Source organism: Arthrobacter pigmenti (assembly GCF_011927905.1).
Lineage (GTDB): Bacteria > Actinomycetota > Actinomycetes > Actinomycetales > Micrococcaceae > Arthrobacter_D > Arthrobacter_D pigmenti.
The window spans coordinates 2,889,101-2,905,603 of sequence record NZ_JAATJL010000001.1 but is presented as its reverse complement, the minus strand read 5'-3'; the positions used below and the strand labels follow the sequence as shown (position 1 = coordinate 2,905,603).

Below are 16,503 nucleotides of genomic sequence, written 5' to 3'. Positions count from 1 at the left end.
ACTCTGACTACGGCAGCAGCCGCCGCCAGTCGCGTTGTGGCCGCGGGTGCCAAGAGGCGCTCCAGGCGCATTCGGCGGTACGCGACCATGAGGTCGGCGACTTGCCGGTCGGTATCCTGGGCACGAGTTGATACCCGCGCATACCCAATCAGCTTTCCCATACCGCTCCTTCACATCGATAGCCCCCAAAACTGTCTCGCAACCTACTTCTCAGTCACGGAAGGATGCCCTTACTTGGGAGACAGGGTAGCAAGACATAGGGGGAGTAGTAGTGGCGGGGGAGTGGGGTTGTCTCGTCCTAGTGTGTTGCAATCCTAGAGTTGCAACACAAACAAATGTTGCTGACGCCGGACCTTTATTTGCGCATTTTCTCGGGCAGGTCTTACGGGATCGGTGCGCCTGTGAGTCCGCGAGCTTCGACTGTTCGCATAGACGTCCGAGGGCGTTCGGTTGAAGTGCCGCCTTGATCGCAGGGTTCCGAAGTTCAGTCTCGTAAACGGTGGGAGGAGCACTAATGTCAGCACCGATCATTACGCTGATAGGGCACTCGCTCTAAAACTTGAAATTGGGGGACCATGACTCGCAGAACTGACCACAGCGCCGCCATAGACACCATACTCCGGACCAAGCTGGACACGAGGTGGGGCCAGGTGGTGCCGACGTCCGACTCGGTGAACCTGAGTAATGGCGGGGTCTGGTTGAAGGCGGTCTACCTTTATACGGATATGGCGGACTCCTCGGGACTGGCGAAGAAGCACACTGCCACCACCGCAGCTCAGATCGTGCGGGCGTTCTTGGCCGCTGTTACAAGGGTCATTCGTGATAACAAGGGCGAGATCCGAAGTTATGACGGAGACCGTGTGATGGCCATTTTCATTGGCGATGGAGCTGCCTCTGTTGCAGCGAAGACCGCGTTAGAGATCAAGTGGGCGGTAGATGAGCTTGTCAGGCCGAGCCTCTCGTACCGTCTAAATGAGTACCTCAAATCAAGCTGGGTACTGAGCAGCCGGACAGGCATTGACATGGGCGACGCTCTTATCGTGCGCGCCGGTGTCCGTAACAACAACGACTTGGTATCTATTGGAGATGCTCCGAACATCGCCGCGAAACTCAGCGAACTGCATCTCGCACGGACTATCATCACGGACAGAATGTGGAATGCGATGAGTTATTCGACTTGTTATTCCCGTATTGATGGAAAAGCCATGTGGTCGATAGCTTCCACAAAGGACATAGGGGGCGGGCGCGTCGAGCAGATTCGGACGTCCAACTATGGGATACAAATCGACTGAACTTAACAACCAGTCTCGTGAGCGTATTGCGAACCATAGGTGTGCTTTGGATACGCTCACTTCAACGTTCAGAGGGAAGCAAGGGGAGAATAATGCTCAAGTCAGACGTCGAAGGTGATATCGCAAAGACGATCAACACCAAGCTCACGACGACCGAGCGGAACGACGGTGTAATCGAGACGGTGCCCGACCCCGCGAAAATGGGCTATTCGGAGGGTCTTTATCTTCCATCGACCTACCTATACGCTGACATGGCCGACTCATCCGGCCTGGTCGCCATCGCCCCCGCGGATACGGTCGCGAGAGTCATGAAGGCTTACCTCGTTGTCAGCACAAGGATTATTCGGTCCAATAAGGGTCACATCCGAAGTTTTGACGGCGATCGCGTTATGGGCATCTATGCGGGGCCGAACAGGTACGACCGCGCGGTGAAGTCCGCTATGCAGATCAAGTGGGCGATGAGGAACTTGGTCCAGCCTGCGATTACTAAGCAATTCGGCTCCATCCAAAAGAGCGGATGGCAGCTCAAGCACGGCTGTGGCATTGCTAGTGGTAAATCCCTCTTGGTTCGTGCCGGATTCCGCGGCAGCGACGACATGATCTCCATTGGAACCGCTCCGAACCTCGCGGCTAAGCTCAGCGACCAGCGGCAGGGAAAATACTCCACTCTTATCGGCGGGAACACCTACAACAAGTTGACCGACGCGTTGAAGCTCAGCAAAGGCGTTCATATGTGGGAAGGCCCCTACACCCACGTGATGGGTGCCAAAAACTACTCCTACTACAAGACTTCTTACCACTGGTCGTTCTAGTGAAATGGCGTAATCAGGCGAAGATGGAGCCAAATACCAGAGACAAAGAGGCGCTCGATACCGCATGGAAGATCCATGCAGCGCTTGTGGACTGGACCGGCAAGGTTGACGCCAAGGCCTCTTTTTCCTTTACCCTGCAATCCGCGGCGCTGGGTGTAACGGTAGCCCTTTCAGCATCAGACCGGATGTTTGCAGTGCTTGAAGGTCCGTGGCAGAACATTGCTTACGCAGTCGCGTGTGTCTCGCTGATCCTCGGAGCGGGTTGTTCCATGTGGGTTGTTATTCCTCGGCTTAGGCTGTTCCACGTCAAGAAGGAGTGGCCGGACAACTTCATCTACTTCGGGCACGTAAAGTTTTGGAAGCCTGGTGACCTCAAGGAGAAGATTCGTGACGCTGACATGCTTTCGGTGCTGAGTAACCAGATGGTTCGCATGAGCCGTATCGCCTGGACGAAGCACATTCTGGTCAAGCTATCGATGAGCTTCGCTTCCATGGGCGGCATAAGCCTCTTGCTTTGTGCTGGATTACTTCGCTTAGGACTGACGCCTTAGTCCGATAGCTCCGTTGCTGGCACATATTGGATTTGAGTGGTCGGTCAAAACTAGCTGAGTGCCGCCTTGCGACGAGGACCCATCTACATCCCACTCGATGGATCGGGCCTACGCGGCGGTGGATTAGGTGTTGGAGCGCGAGTCCGAGCCTGTCCGTGGTCCGATCGTTGGTTCCGAATTGACCACTGATCAAAGGCCGTACTCCGACCGGGTTCAGGTCCACCTGCATCCGAATCTAGCTGCTCGAGAGCGTCTAGCGGGACCTGTCTCGTCCTTCTGTCTTGCATCCCATGGGTAGCGAGACCCTCCAGCGATTCTGATTAGAAGAATTCAGAACCGGCGTCCCACGAAGGCCTTTTGGCGTTGTCGGTGCCGCTGACAAGGGACGGATACTTCATCATCGCCGAAGGCGGTGACCTAAGCGTGCACCCGGGATATTGGGGCTCAGGAGCCGGCGGCAACCTGGAGATCTGACGCCTTGGCAATGACGTCGAAGACATCGATCGCGACGGAGTTTTCGATCCACTCCGCGCGGTCGCCCGGGAGGCCAAGGAAGAGCTTGGCTTGACGCTGGTTCCATCGCAAATTCGAGCGACGGGGGGTCACATTGCGAATGCGGAGGAAACCGGCACGTGGCTGCTGCCAACCTTCGCACCAACCGGCCAGAGCGTGGAAGACGTCTCTCTGGCCACACTCAACGCGGATGCTGTATCGGGGCGATGGGAGGTTGGGACCCATCTTGCAGCCGTGCCCCTTCCTCAGAGTCCAGACCAAGCGCATGGACTGGTCTCCTGGGCCATGAGGAACGAAAACGTTATGCCGCACCTCACGATCTCAATCCTGAAGTTGGTGTCGCTCCTGACGATGTCGAGCTGGCCAGGTGAGGTACCAAGCCATCGCACTGACCAAGATGAGATTCCCCCCGGAGCGGTGAACTTCCGATTCGGTCAATCGCTGGAGTGCTTCCGGCCGGGATGACTTCCGTTCCGCTCGTTGTCTTACAGGCTTCTCCGTGGTTTGGCCACGGGCAGGTTGAGAAAACGGAAGTCACAGCCCTCGTTCGCTTGGGTTACTTCTTGAACGTAGAGACGTCGGTAGCCGCGATCGGGGACTTCGGGTGACGCGGGACCGAGCTCTTCGTCGCGAAGGGTTAGTTCCTCTATCGACACTTCAAGCTGCACCAGACGCCGGCTGACACTCAACGTGACCGTGTCCCCGGTACGCGCCAGCCTCAGCGGTCCACCGACGGCTGACTCCGGCGTCACATGCAGGACCACGGCACCAGCTGCGGTACCGGACATCCGGCCATCCGAAATTCGAACCATGTCCTTCACACCCTGGGCCGCCAGCTTCTTCGGGATCGGCAGGTACCCAGCCTCCGGCATCCCGGGATTACCCACCGGACCGATATTCCGCAACACCAGGACCGAATCAGCGGTGACGTCGAGCGAAGGGTCATCGATTCGCGCGGCAAGGTCAGCTGCGTTCTCGAACACCACCGCCGGCCCGGAGTGCTCGAGCAACGCAGGCGACACCGCTGCCTGCTTGATGATCGCCCCACCCGGCGCCAGATTCCCACGTAACACCGCCAGACTGCCCTGAGGGTAGATCGGATCCGACAAGGGCCGGATGATGTCCTGCGGGAAGCCTGGACCGGCGTCGTCGATCTCTTCACCCAACGTCCGCCCGGTCACGGTGAGCACATCTCGCTTGATCAGCGAACCCAGCTCACGCAGCACAGCCGGGACACCGCCGGCACGGTGGAAGTCCTCCATGTAGTACCTGCCCGACGGCTTCAGGTCCACCAGCACCGGCGTCTCCGCACTCATCCGGTCCAACTCGTCCAGTGACAGTTTGATACCGAGCCGCCCGGCCACGGCGGTCAGGTGAATGATCGCGTTCGTCGACCCACCGATCGCCAGCAGCATCCGCAGCCCGTTTTCGAATGCCTCAGGCGTCAGGATCGCAGACGGTGAAAGCCCAGCGGTCGCCAACGCAACAGCCTGCGTTCCGGTCGCCTCGGCAATCCGCACCCGGTCCGCCGTCACAGCCGGAGCCGAAGCCGACCCAGGCAGCGCAATCCCCATCGCCTCGGCAACGCACGCCATGGTGCTCGCCGTCCCCATCACCGAACACGTGCCAACGCTGCCCACCAGGCGCGAGTTCACGTCGTCGATCTCTGGTTTTGTAATCTCCTGCGCACGGAAGCGGCCCCAGAACGCCCGGCAGTCCGTACACGCACCGACCCGCTCGCCCCGGTACCCACCGGTCAGCATCGACCCGGTCACCAACGAAATCGCCGGAACACCTGCCGAAGCCGCACCCATCAGCTGCGCCGGCACGGTCTTGTCGCACCCACCGATGAGCACGACGGCGTCCATCGGCTGCGCGCGGATCATCTCCTCGGTGTCCATCGACATCAGATTCCGCAGGAACATGCTGGTGGGTGAGGAGAAGCTCTCGTGCACCGAGATGGTCGGGAACTCGACCGGCAGCCCGCCTGCCAACATCACCCCACGCTTCACCGCCTCCACCAGCGCCGGCATGTTGCCGTGACACGGGTTGTAGCCGCTGCCGGTGTTCACTATCCCGACGACGGTCCGGTCCAGTGCATCATCCGAGTACCCGGCGCCCTTGATGAACGCCTTCCTCAGGAACAGTGAGAACTCGGCGTCGCCGTAGCTGGTCAGGCCACGGCGGAGGCCGGACGGTTCAGGCTCGGGGAAGTGACTCACCGGAACGCAGGCGTGCCCGTGATGTGGTTCCCCAAGATCAGGGTATGCACTTCGTCGGTTCCCTCGTACGTCCGCACGCTCTCCAGATTGTTCGCGTGCCGCAGCGGCGAGTAATCCAGGGTGATGCCGTTGCCGCCCAGCATCGCCCGGGCCTCCCGACAGATCTCGATCGCCTCACGGCAGTTATTCAGCTTGCCCACGGAAATCTGGTACGGCTCCAGCGTCCCGGCATCCTTCAACCGGCCAACCTGCAGTGCCAGCAACATCCCCTTGTTGATCTCCAACGCCATGTTCACCAGCTTCTGCTGCGTCATCTGGTACCCGGACAGCGGCTTTCCGAACTGCAGACGCTCCTTCGAATAGTTCAGCGCCGCCTCGTAGCTGTCCCGCGCCGCGCCCATCGCTCCCCAGATGATCCCGTACCGCGCCTCGTTCAAGCATTCGAACGGCCCGCGCAAACCACGAGCGTTCGGCAGCATTGCCGAGTCAGGCAGCCGCACGTCCGTCAGCTCGATGTCGCACTGGATCGATGCCCGCATCGACAGCTTCTGCGTGATCGGCGTCGCCACGAACCCGGCAGTGTCAGTGGGCACAACGAAGCCGCGGACGCCGTCGTCGGTCATTGCCCAGATGATCGCAACCTGTGCCACCGACGCCAACCCGATCCAACGCTTGGCCCCGGAGAGCACCCAGTCGGAACCGTCGCGACGAGCGAACGTGGTCATCGACCCGGGATCAGACCCGGAGGAGGGCTCCGTCAGCCCGAAGCAACCGATCGCCTCGCCTTTAGCCATGCGCGGCAGCCACTCGTTCTTCTGCTCCTCGGACCCGTGCTTGGCAATTGCGCTCATCGCCAGCGACCCCTGCACGCTCACGAATGTCCGCAGACCCGAATCGCCGGCCTCCAGCTCCAGCGCAGCCAGCCCGTACTCCACCGAGCTGCGGCCCGGGCACCCGTACCCCTTGATGTGCATTCCGAGCAGCCCCAGCGACGCCATCTTCGGCACGATCTCCAGCGGGAATACCGCGTTGTCATACCACTCGGCGATGTTGGGCCGGATCTCGGAATCGACAAAGGACCGCACGGACGCGCGCAATTCAATTTCTTCCGAAGACAGGAGCGAGTCGATGGACAGAAGGTCAACAGTCATGGGTCTCCTACTTTCCGCTGATGGTGGTCGTGAGCGCCGCGAACGTCGCATCGTTGTGCTCGCCAAGCAACGGCGGCAAGCGCCGGTAGCTGGCGGGGGTCTCGGACAGATGGATCGGGTTGGCGACCTGGTGGCTGGTGCGGGCGCCGTCGTCGTCGTTCATTTCGACGGCGGGATCAAGCCCCAGCTCCTCGGCCAGCTGAAGCGCCTCCACAATGGAGTTCACCTTCCCGGCCGGGACGCCCTCCCGGGACAGCTCAGCGGCCCACTCGGCCGCGGACCGCTTCGCCAACTGTTCCTCCAGCAAAGCCTTGAGCGAATCGCGGTTCGCCACGCGCTGGGTGTTGGTCTCGAAACGGGAATCAGACGCAAGCGCGGGCACGCCCAGCACCCGTACCAGCGCGGCGAACTGCCGGTCCGTCCCAACGGCGACGGCGAGCGGCCCGTCGGCAGTGCGAAGCGTCTCGTACGGCGCGATCGACGGGTGCGCGTTCCCCATCCGTTGCGGCGACTCCCCGGTGGCCAGCGTGCTCGACGCCTGGTTCACCAGCCCAGCCAGCAGCGACGACAACAGGTTCACGTCAATCCGCTGCCCCTGCCCGGTCGCGTCCCGATGACGCAGCGCCGCAAGGATCCCGAGCGCCGCGTTCTGCCCGGTCACGACGTCCACCAGCGCCACACCCACCTTGCTCGGCTCCGAATCCAGCGACCCCGTCACGCTCATCAGCCCACCGACGGCCTGCACCAGGAGGTCGTACCCCGGAAGGTGGGCTCCCGCCGTCGAACCGAATCCGGTGATGGAGCAATAGATGAGGTCGGAGCGCTGCAGCGTCTCATAGTCCAGCCCGAACTTTTTCATCACGCCCGGCCGGAAGTTCTCGATGATCACGTCAGCGTGAAGCGCGATCTCCTTCGCCCGGGCGAGGCCCTCGTCGGTCCGGAGGTCACACACCACCGAGCGCTTGTTCCGGTTCACGCTCGAGAAATACGTGCCGACGCCGTGCTCATCGACCGGCGGGGTCCACGACCGCGTGTCATCGCCGGCAGGGCTCTCCACCTTGATGACGTCCGCCCCGAAATCGGCGAGCATCATCGACGCATACGGCCCCGCGAGCACGCGGGAGAAGTCCGCGACACGAACGCCCTCAAGCGGGCCCGATGCAGAGCGGCCCGAAACTGACGTGCCCATTGCGCGTCATCCTCCTTACTAGTGCATCGAGAGGCCGGAAATGACCGCCTTCGTCGCCGAAAGACGCTATTTCTGGCCGCTCGATGCGGGTGGTACAAATCCGTAACTCAGGTACCCGTAATCACGGGGTTGCTCAAAACGCCGACGCCGGAAACCCGCGCCTCGGCGACGTCACCAGCGCGAATGTGGATCGCGCCCGGCGTGCCGGTTGAGATGATGTCGCCCGGGTAGAGCGGCATCACCTTCGAGTGGAAACTGATCAGATACTCGGGGCTGTACCGCATGTGCGCCACGGTGTTGGTCCGCAGCACCTCGCCGTTGACCACCGTTGACACCTCCATGTCCGCGAGAATCCCGTCACCCACGGCCTCGGCGAGCGGCACAATCCGCGGCCCGAACGAGAAGAAACCGGGAAAGTTCTTGGACCGCGTCAGGAACCGAGGGTTCCGCTGCAGGATGTCCTCGGCCGTCTGATCCAGCACGGGCACGACGCCGGCCACATAGTCCAACGCGTCCTCCACCTCCACATTGCGGCAGTAACGGCCGATGACGACGGCGACCTCCCCCTCCGCCGTGGTCCGCTCGCTTTGGGACGGGATGGGGATGTCCTCGCCCGGCCCGATGACCGTGTGGTCGCCCTTGATGAACGACGCCGGCTCCTCCGGCACGCCCTCGGACAGGTCCGACGCGTGCTCCACATAGTTCAACCCGATGCCCCACAGCATCCGCGGATGACGGTACGGCGCGCCGTACGCCACCGACGCCGGGTCGCGGAACACAGTGTCGTTCGCTTCGGACGCAGCGCTCTCCAGACGGTCGAGCAGCTCCTCGACCAGGACCTCCCGGACATCACCGCGGAAATCACGGATCAGGTCACGAACCAGCGCGACGCCGCGCTGCGGGTGCACAACGGCGGCGAGCTCGTCCGCGCCGTCGCCGTCGTGAACTGAGCAAAGGTGCAGGGTGTGATTCATCATTGCCATGCTCCTCGCTGGCTCAGGCTGTTGAGTGCGCAGATAATGGCGTTATGCGCCGATGATAAGGCGATTATCTGCACACTCAGCGTGGGGTTGTTCATCATCAGTAGCTCCTCACCAGGCCGCCGTCACAGCGGATCTGCTCGCCGGTCACATAGGCCGCGGGCCCGCTTGCCAGGAACGCGACGACGGCGGCGAACTCCTCCGGCTTCCCGTAGCGGCCTGCGGGGATGGTCGCTTCGGAGGAGGCGCGGGCTTCCTCGGGCGTCTTGCCGGTGCGCTTGGCCGCGGCTTCGTCCAGCGACGCGACGCGGTCTGTGTCAATCCGGCCGGGCAGCACCATGTTTACGGTGATCCCGTCGGCAGCAACCTCGTTGGCGAGGGTCTTCAGGTAACCCGCGAGCCCGGCCCGGCCGATGTTGGACAACGCCAGGTTCGGCAGCGGGCTCTGCACCCCGGACGACCCGACCGCGACAATCCGCCCCCAGCCGCGCTCCCGCATCCCCGGCAGCACCAGCGAAGTGAGCCGAATGTGCTGCAGCAGCAACTGGTGCACGGCGGCCAGCGCCTTCTCATCGGACACGTCAGCTGCACCCCCGGGCGGCGGGCCACCGCTGTTGAGCACCAGCACGTCGATCGGCCCGAACGCCTTCTCAGCGGCCTCGACCAGCCGCTCCGGCGCATCCTCATGATTGAGGTCCAGACCGATTCCGACGGCGGAGGGCAGCTTCGCTGCCTCGGCCTGGACTAGGTCCTCGCGGCGGGCAGCGAGCACCACATTGGCGCCCTCTTCAGCCAGAGCCTGCGCAATGGCCAGTCCGATCCCGGAGCTCGACCCCGGCACCAGTACGTTCTTTCCCTTGAGTCCGGTATCCATCTAGGCAAGCTCCTTTACAGCGTCGAGGTGGGCGTCGATCATGTCGGCAAGTTCGGACGGCAGAGTGGGTGCCGGCGGGCGGACCAGCGCCTCCGCGATGATGCCGCGCCGACGAAGGATCTCCTTGCGCAGCGCGAGCCCGATCCCCGGCTGCCCCTCGAAGTTCGCAAGCGGCAGCCACGGGGCAAAGGCGTCGCGCGCGGCGCGGAAGCCGCCGTCGTCGTTCGCTGTGATCGCAAGCTGCAGCGCCTCGGGATGCGAGAAGCCGGTCATGGCGCCCGCGGCACCGGCGGCAAGCTCATCCAGGAGCCCGACGCCGCCGAGCCCACCGAACACCGGCACGTCGGTCGCGCGGGTCAACTGAGCAATCGCCGCAGCAGTAGGCGGCGCCTCCGATTTCACGGCCGCAATGAACGGACAGCGTTCGACGACGGCCAGAATCTGCGCCGTACTGATCTTCACGCCGGACGCCACGGGGTAATCCTGCAGCACGATGTCGGCGCCGGAGGCCCGGTGGATCGCGGTGAGATGAGCCACCAGGGCATCCGGCTGAGGCGTATTCGCCTGCACCATCAGTGCTGCCAGTTGAGACCCGGCAGCATTGACCGCCGTATGTGCCTGCTCGATCGCCACGTTAGTGGTCCGCGAGGACAACCCCACCACGAGCGGCGTCTCTTCCGCAGCCTCGGCGACCGTGGAAACGGTGAGGAGCTGCTCACCCGTATCGAGCGTGGCACCCTCACCGAACACCCCGAGCACCACCAGACCGGTGGCGGGGATGTGCGTGTACAGCTCGACCTCGCGCTTCAGCGACTCGGTGTCGACGGCGAACGATGGCCCCGCGAACGGCGTAGCCAGCACGCCCCAGAGCCCCCTTTTCAAATGCGTCATGCGGCTTCCTCTTCGTTTAGGACCTGCGAAACAATGTGCTCGGCAATCGCGAGCGAGGACGTGGCGGCCGGCGACGGCGCATTGCGCACCGCAAGGACCGAGCCGTGCCGGGTGATCCGGAAGTCGTCCACCAGCGAACCGTCGCGGTCCAGCGCCTGGGCGCGGATCCCGCTTGGCCCGGGAACGACGTCGTCGACGGTCAGTTCCGGCACGTACTTACGTGCCTCGTTCACGAAGCGTCGTTTGCTGAGTGAACCGATCATTTCGACGGCGCCGGTCCGCCAGTGCTGCTTCGCGAAGGCCCGGAAGCCGGGGTAGGCAACGGCGTCGCCGAGGTCGCGCGGGGAGAGGGTGCCCCAGCCGTACGCCTCGCGGGCCAGCGCCAGCACGGCGTTCGGCCCGACCATCACCTCGCCGTCGGTACGCGGGGTGAGGTGCACGCCGAGGAATGGATAGCGCGGATCCGGCACCGGGTACACGAGCCCGCGCACTAGTGAACGACGTTCGGGGCGCAGCAGATAGTACTCGCCGCGGAAGGGAACAATCTTCGGATCCTCCTCGTCACCGGCCAACTTCGCGACCCGGTCCGCGTGCAGCCCGGCGCAGCTGACCACCGAGTCGAAAATCTCCCACGTCGGCGAGCCGTCAACGGTCCCGGTCACCAGCGTCTCGCCGCCGCGGGTGTTCAGTCCCGTGACCTCGAACCCCATGCGCACGGTCCCACCGGCAGCAACGACGTCGTCAGCGAAAGCCCGCGTCACTGCGCCGTAGTCCACGATCGCCGTGTGCGGGGAGTGCAGCCCGGAAGTCCCGTCGACGTGCGGCTCGAGGTCGCGCAGTTCGGACCGGTTGATGATCCGAACACCCGGGACGCCGTTGGCCCGGGCGCGGTCAAGGATGTCGCCCAGCCGGGATTCCTCCACAGCGTTCCGGGCGACAAGGACCTTGCCGATCTCGTTGTACTCGAGGTCACGAGACCCGCAGTACTCCTTGAGCAACTCGACCCCGCGCCGGCACAGCCGCGCCTTGAGCGACCCGGGCGTGTAGTACAGCCCGGCGTGCACCACACCCGAGTTCCGGCCGGTCTGATGCGCAGCCAGCGAGGACTCCTTCTCCAACACCGTGACCTGGGCGTCCGGCTGCTGCTGCAGCAGGCGGCGCGCAACGGCGGTGCCCAGGATGCCGCCGCCAATAACTGCGTAGCGTGTCATGAAGACTCCTTAACAACTGTTGAAAAACGAACGGGGAGGCCGCGGGATTTTCGGATCAGCCGCCTCCCGATGCGGAAGGTCAGAGCAGCGAAAAGCGCGACGACGCCGGCCACCACCCAGGCGGTGGAATACGAGGTTGCGCTCACCAGCAGCCCGAACAGCAGCGGACCACCGGCCGCGCCGAGTGAAAGTCCGGTCTGCACAACGCCGGTGGCCGAGGCGGCCGCCATCCGGTTATCGCGCACGATCGCGAAGTGCAGCAGCCCCGGCCACGTCCACCCCGCGCTGTAAGCGAGGAACGTGCCGGCCAGGACCAGCGGTTCGGAGCCGACACTGAGCAGCAGATAGCCGACGACGCCGGCCACCAACAGGTTCGCGATCAGTACGTAGGGGCTGCGGGTCGGCATTTTGTCCATGAGGGCGCCCAGCAGGATGCGGATGCCGAGTCCCAGCACTGCGGCTCCGGCGAAGAAAAGCCCGGCTGCGCTGGGGGAGATGCCGGACTGCACCATCGAGTCAACCAGGAACACACCGAGCGACGTCGCAGCGGCCGCAGCGAGGCCGGCGCCGATCGTCAGTACCACCAGCCCGGCGCGCGGGGTGCCGCGGTCCTCGGGGTGGGCCGCCGTCGTCGTCGTACTAAAAGGTGCCCGCCCGCGGAAGAAGGCCCAGACCGCAAGGCACAGTGCCAACAAAGCGCCGATAAAGAACGCGTACCGCCAACCGAATACCAGCGCGATGCCGGGTACAGCGAGGCCGCCCAGCAAGGACGCCGCCGGGATTGAGGATTGCTTCACGCCGAACGCCAGGCCCAGCCGGTCACTGCCGATGCCCCGGGAGATCCCGAGGTTCGCAGAGGGCTGCGCCATGGCGTTGGCAGTGCCGCCGATGAACAGGGCCGCCACCAAAACGGGAAATGACGGTGCTGCTCCGACGCCTGCCAACGCCACGGTGGCCAGGGAGGCCGAGATGACCATGCCCCGGCCCGCGCCCACCCGCTGTACTACGCCACCGAGTGTCCGCGCCAGCACCCCGGAGGTCGCGAACAGCGTTGCCGCCGCGATGCCCAGCTGTGCCGGGCCGAGGTGAAGGTCGTCGCGGATCTGTACTGCCAGTGCTCCGAGGAGGAACGCGGGCAGTACCCCGGTGGTGGTGACGGAGACGGCCTGCAGCAGGGTGGTGACAGGCCGTCCGGGTTGGTGGGAGGTCACGACGCTCGTACAGGGGCCGTCGTCGTCGTGGGGCTTTCATCGGACTTGTGCCGCTTGATGCGCACAATGTGGAGGACGAGTCCGACTGCGATGAGCGCGGCACCGATCCCCAGGTACATCGGCTCCATCACCAGTAACGGCAGGGAACCGACGCCGATCAGTCCACGCTCCAGCCAGTTGGCCGGCCCCATGATCCAGCCGCCCGTAGCAACCGCCAGCGCCGCAACCGCGACGGTGGAGACCACCAGCGCCATCAGCACTGTGCCGATTCCGCCCTGCATCAGCAGGCCGATTCCCGGACCGGTGAGTACGAAGATGAACGGCACCAGGAACGCCGAGAGCGTGTACCGCCAGGTGAGCCACATGGTCTTGATCGGTTTACCGCCGGTGATGGCCGACGCCGCGAACGGCGAGAGCGCGGTGGGCGGGGACACTTCGCTGAGGACGGAGTAGTAGAAGATGAACATCGCGGCGGCGAAGGCGGGAACACCGACGTCCTGCAGCGCCGGGCCGATGATCACCCACGAGATGATGAAGCTCGCCGTTACCGGAACCGCGAGGCCCAGCAAGATCACCGAGATCGCCGAGAACAGGGCCGTCAGGAACAGGCTGCCGCCGGCGAAGTCCACGATGATGTTCGCCAGCTTCAGGCCGAGCCCGGTCAGCGTCATGACGCCGACAATCAGGCCCGCCGCCGCCATCACGGGGATGACCGAGAGCGCACCGGTTGCGCCGGTGGCCAGCGCGTCCCAGATCCGCTTCGGCGTCATCCACGACTGCCGGTCGAAGAAGCTGAGCACAAACGCGAGGACGGTGGCGAAAACGACGGCGCGGAACGGCGTCATGCCCATCGCCATGAACACGACAATCGCCACGAGCGAGCTGAAGTGGTACCCGAAGCGCAGCAGCAGCTTGCCGACGGGCTTGGTGTCGATCTCCACGGCGTGGGTCTTGAACTTTCGGGCGTCCATCTCGATGGCGAGGATGATGCCGAGGTAGTAGAGCAATGTGGGGATGGTGGCCCAGATCAGCACCTGCAGGTAGGAGACGCCGAGCAGCGCGGCGATGATGAACGCCGCGGCGCCGAGTGTTGGAGGAGACATGATCGCGCCGATACCGGCAGCCGCGAGCACGCCGCCGCCGTGTTCCTTCGGGTAGCCGGCTTTCTTAAGCAGCGGCCAGGAGATGCCACCGAGGGTCACCGTCGTGGCAACACCGGAACCGGAAACCGTACCGAGCAGGAAGCCCGCCAGTGTCACAGTGCGCCCGGGGCCGGACTTCGACTGCCCGAACGCCGAGAAGGAAAGGTCGATGAAGAACTTCGTGGCGCCCGACGCCGTCAACACGGCGCCGTAGATAGTGAACAAGATGATGTACGTGGCCGCCACATCCGTTGGCACACCGAAGATGCCCTGCGTTCCCATGACGTTGTGACCCACCAGCCGGATCCAGCCGAAGGATGAGGTCCCGAACGGATCCGGGAAGTACGGGCCGAAGTAGGCGTACGCGAAGAAGAATACGACGACGATCGGCACCAGGATGCCCACGGTGCGGCGGCAGGCCTCGAGCACCACGAGAATGGCGATGGTGCCCATGATCAGGTCGAGATAGGTGGGGATGATCGCGCGCCGGAAGAACGCGTCCCAGTCACTGATGATGTAAGCGAACGGGATGATGGCGATGACCGCGAGCGCCCAGTCGAGGGCGTGCGGGTTGTCGGCTTTCTTCTTTTCCTTGTCCTTATCCGTTCGTCCCCAGCCGCGATACACGAGGAACGTCATGGACAGCCCGATCATCAGGAACGCGGGCAGGTAGAACTGGGTGGCCATCGGGTTGAACACCCAGTACAGGCCGAACACGGACAGCGCGACCCCGATGACCTTGATGATGATTTCCGGCTTGCCGCTGAGGTGCCGGGCGGGCTTCTCGGCCTCGAATTCGGCAATGAGCGCCTCTTCGTCGATCGAGTCCTTCGCCGGGTCGGGGGAGCCGGCGAGGGTGACGTCGTCGTCGTTCTTGTCCCGGTCCTTATCCTGGACCTTGTGTGCAGCCACGGCGCCTTTGCCGTCGGGTCGCTCGGTCATGGGGTCTCCTTGATGTCTAGCACAACGAACGGATTGCGGTCCCCGACCAGCTGCCACAGCTCGAGCGGCGGTTCTCCGGGGACGTGGAGGGTGCGCTGCCCGAGGTCGGTGGCAGCGATCGAGAGGGTGTCAAAGACCACCGGGCGGTCCGGGTTCGGCGGTACAACGTGGTTGCGGCGGTCATCGGGGACGGCCGCCTCGGGGGCTCCGGGGACGCCGTAGTACTCCTCGAGGACCGCCAACTGGTCGGCGGCGATTTCAACCAGGCGGTAGGAGCCGTCGGCCTGCACTTCGTAGCGTTCCTCGGCGTAGGTTTCGTAGATCGAGTTGCGGTAACTCACCGCGAAGGTGTCCCCGGTGAGGGGCACGCGGGCCAGCTCGCCGTCGTCGTTCGTCACTGTCAGGAAACGCTCGGTCGAGCCGGCATTTCCCGCGGCGATCCCTCCCAGTGTGCCCAGGCACACCAGCAAAGCAACGACGACGGCGAGCTTGCGCATGTTTGGTTAGCCCGCCTGGTCGAAGTAAGCCTGGGCGCCCGGGCAGGTTTCGACGAACGGAACCTCACCCGCGGTGGCCGCGTCCATTTCCTCAGCGGCAGGGTGCACCTGGATGAGCTGTTCCTTGTTCTCGAACAGCGCCGTCGTGATGTCTTCCTGCAGCTGCTCGTCCATGCTGGCCGAGGCTACGAGGATGTTCGGCGAGGCGATGACGGAGATGGGTTCGGTCTGGCCCTCGTAGGTGTCAGCCGGGATCTCCTGCTCCACGTAGTAGTCGCCGTATTCCTCGGCCATCGGTGCTGCGTACTCGCCGATCGGGACGATTACCATGTCGCCGTCGCTGGCGAGGTCGATCATGGCGCCGGTGGGCAGGCCGCCGGACCAGAAGCCGGCGTCAATGGTGCCGTCACGAAGTGCCGCGACGGTTTCCGCGACACCGAGCTGGCGGCGGTCGATGCCGGACTCTGGGTCAATTCCTGCGGCTTCGAGCGTGCGGATCGCTGCAACTTCCGTTGCAGATCCCGGCGCGCCGACCGAGATGACCTTGCCTTCCATGTCCGCGACGGACTGGATTCCGGTGCCTTCGACGGTGATGGGCTGCAGGAAGTTGTTGTAGACGTTGCCGAGCGAGCAGACGTCCAGGGCATTGCCTTCGAACTCGCCTACGCCTTCGACGGCGTCGGACACCACATCACCGACCGCCAGTGCGAGCTGCGCGGCGTCGCTCTGGATCAGCAGCATGTTGTCGACGGAGGCGTTGGTCTCCTGCACGGTGGCGTCGTAGCCTTCCACGTTTTCGCGGATGACAGTCGCGAAACCGCCGCCGAGCGGGTAGTAGACGCCGCCGGTGCCGCCGGTCGCGATCGACAGGGTGCCGCCGTCGCCGCTGTCAGCTCCGCCGCCTCCTCCTGCGTTATCGGTGACGGGACTGCCGCAGGCGCTGAGGAACAGTGCCGGTGCAAGGATTGCGGCGGCAACGATGCGCGATCCGCGAGCCTTGTGAGAGGTGCTGGTCATGGGTTTCT

General features: G+C 63.9%; 15 protein-coding genes and 1 pseudogene. 3 read left to right on the top strand and 13 right to left on the bottom strand.

The features are described 5' to 3' along the window. Window positions 1-80: 80 nt before the first annotated feature. A pseudogene (locus tag BJ994_RS18200) lies at window positions 81-161 on the bottom strand (recombinase family protein); the annotation flags it as partial. 414 nt (window positions 162-575) lie between these two features. Here BJ994_RS18200 and BJ994_RS13570 point away from each other — a divergent pair. The 3 genes from BJ994_RS13570 (at window position 576) to BJ994_RS13560 (ending at window position 2,655) form a co-directional block, all read left to right on the top strand. Further along, window positions 576-1,292, top strand: a complete 717-nt coding sequence (locus tag BJ994_RS13570; protein WP_209066860.1) for an adenylate/guanylate cyclase domain-containing protein — start codon at window positions 576-578, stop codon at window positions 1,290-1,292. Between the two features lie 92 nt (window positions 1,293-1,384). Continuing rightward, complete coding sequence (locus BJ994_RS13565) at window positions 1,385-2,104, top strand: adenylate/guanylate cyclase domain-containing protein (RefSeq protein WP_167994877.1); 720 nt, start codon at window positions 1,385-1,387, stop codon at window positions 2,102-2,104. Then, entirely contained in the window at window positions 2,104-2,655 is a 552-nt protein-coding gene (locus BJ994_RS13560; protein ID WP_209066858.1) for a Pycsar system effector family protein, read from the top strand. The genes BJ994_RS13565 and BJ994_RS13560 overlap by 1 nt, the downstream gene beginning before the upstream one ends. Window positions 2,656-3,099: 444 nt before the next feature. Here BJ994_RS13560 and BJ994_RS13555 read toward each other — a convergent pair whose 3' ends face one another. The 12 genes from BJ994_RS13555 to BJ994_RS13500 form a co-directional block, all read right to left on the bottom strand. Then, window positions 3,100-3,261 (bottom strand): hypothetical protein, encoded by a 162-nt coding sequence (locus BJ994_RS13555; protein WP_167994875.1) that lies wholly within the window; start codon window positions 3,259-3,261, stop codon window positions 3,100-3,102. 392 nt (window positions 3,262-3,653) lie between these two features. Beyond that, a complete protein-coding gene (locus BJ994_RS13550) occupies window positions 3,654-5,390 on the bottom strand; it encodes a dihydroxy-acid dehydratase (RefSeq protein ID WP_167994874.1) in 1,737 nt (578 codons plus the stop codon). Further along, a complete protein-coding gene (locus BJ994_RS13545; RefSeq protein WP_209066856.1) occupies window positions 5,387-6,541 on the bottom strand; it encodes an acyl-CoA dehydrogenase family protein in 1,155 nt (384 codons plus the stop codon). Before BJ994_RS13545 ends, BJ994_RS13550 begins: the two co-directional genes overlap by 4 nt. Window positions 6,542-6,548: 7 nt before the next feature. Continuing rightward, a complete protein-coding gene (locus BJ994_RS13540) occupies window positions 6,549-7,730 on the bottom strand; it encodes a CaiB/BaiF CoA transferase family protein (protein ID WP_167994872.1) in 1,182 nt (393 codons plus the stop codon). A 107-nt stretch (window positions 7,731-7,837) separates the two neighbouring features. Continuing rightward, complete coding sequence (locus BJ994_RS13535) at window positions 7,838-8,707, bottom strand: fumarylacetoacetate hydrolase family protein (RefSeq protein WP_245192299.1); 870 nt, start codon at window positions 8,705-8,707, stop codon at window positions 7,838-7,840. Window positions 8,708-8,810: 103 nt separating this feature from the next. Next, window positions 8,811-9,584 carry an SDR family oxidoreductase gene (locus BJ994_RS13530; RefSeq protein WP_167994871.1) on the bottom strand — a complete coding sequence of 258 codons (774 nt, stop codon included), beginning with the start codon at window positions 9,582-9,584 and terminating at the stop codon, window positions 8,811-8,813. Then, window positions 9,585-10,475 (bottom strand): dihydrodipicolinate synthase family protein, encoded by an 891-nt coding sequence (locus BJ994_RS13525; protein WP_167994870.1) that lies wholly within the window; start codon window positions 10,473-10,475, stop codon window positions 9,585-9,587. Further along, window positions 10,472-11,686, bottom strand: a complete 1,215-nt coding sequence (gene lhgO, locus BJ994_RS13520; protein WP_167994869.1) for an L-2-hydroxyglutarate oxidase — start codon at window positions 11,684-11,686, stop codon at window positions 10,472-10,474. The genes BJ994_RS13525 and lhgO overlap by 4 nt, the downstream gene beginning before the upstream one ends. Then, on the bottom strand, window positions 11,683-12,897 hold the full coding sequence (locus BJ994_RS13515; RefSeq protein WP_167994868.1) for an MFS transporter: 1,215 nt from the start codon (window positions 12,895-12,897) through the stop codon (window positions 11,683-11,685). The genes lhgO and BJ994_RS13515 overlap by 4 nt, the downstream gene beginning before the upstream one ends. Then, complete coding sequence (locus BJ994_RS13510) at window positions 12,894-14,981, bottom strand: TRAP transporter permease (protein ID WP_167994866.1); 2,088 nt, start codon at window positions 14,979-14,981, stop codon at window positions 12,894-12,896. Before BJ994_RS13510 ends, BJ994_RS13515 begins: the two co-directional genes overlap by 4 nt. Next, window positions 14,978-15,478, bottom strand: coding sequence for a hypothetical protein (locus BJ994_RS13505; protein WP_167994864.1), 501 nt, complete (start codon window positions 15,476-15,478; stop codon window positions 14,978-14,980). Before BJ994_RS13505 ends, BJ994_RS13510 begins: the two co-directional genes overlap by 4 nt. 6 nt (window positions 15,479-15,484) lie before the next feature. After that, window positions 15,485-16,495: a TAXI family TRAP transporter solute-binding subunit gene (locus tag BJ994_RS13500; RefSeq protein WP_167994862.1), complete on the bottom strand. Its 1,011-nt coding sequence runs from the start codon at window positions 16,493-16,495 to the stop codon at window positions 15,485-15,487. Window positions 16,496-16,503: the final 8 nt, after the last annotated feature.

Coding starts and splice junctions, on each gene's coding strand:
- BJ994_RS13535 (WP_245192299.1), bottom strand. CDS start 8,707: ATGATGAATCACACCCTGCACCTTTGCTCAGTTCACGACGGCGACGGC.
- BJ994_RS13565 (WP_167994877.1), top strand. CDS start 1,385: ATGCTCAAGTCAGACGTCGAAGGTGATATCGCAAAGACGATCAACACC.
- BJ994_RS13505 (WP_167994864.1), bottom strand. CDS start 15,478: ATGCGCAAGCTCGCCGTCGTCGTTGCTTTGCTGGTGTGCCTGGGCACA.
- BJ994_RS13530 (WP_167994871.1), bottom strand. CDS start 9,584: ATGGATACCGGACTCAAGGGAAAGAACGTACTGGTGCCGGGGTCGAGC.
- lhgO (WP_167994869.1), bottom strand. CDS start 11,686: ATGACACGCTACGCAGTTATTGGCGGCGGCATCCTGGGCACCGCCGTT.
- BJ994_RS13525 (WP_167994870.1), bottom strand. CDS start 10,475: ATGACGCATTTGAAAAGGGGGCTCTGGGGCGTGCTGGCTACGCCGTTC.
- BJ994_RS13500 (WP_167994862.1), bottom strand. CDS start 16,495: ATGACCAGCACCTCTCACAAGGCTCGCGGATCGCGCATCGTTGCCGCC.
- BJ994_RS13510 (WP_167994866.1), bottom strand. CDS start 14,981: ATGACCGAGCGACCCGACGGCAAAGGCGCCGTGGCTGCACACAAGGTC.
- BJ994_RS13570 (WP_209066860.1), top strand. CDS start 576: ATGACTCGCAGAACTGACCACAGCGCCGCCATAGACACCATACTCCGG.
- BJ994_RS13540 (WP_167994872.1), bottom strand. CDS start 7,730: ATGGGCACGTCAGTTTCGGGCCGCTCTGCATCGGGCCCGCTTGAGGGC.
- BJ994_RS13545 (WP_209066856.1), bottom strand. CDS start 6,541: ATGACTGTTGACCTTCTGTCCATCGACTCGCTCCTGTCTTCGGAAGAA.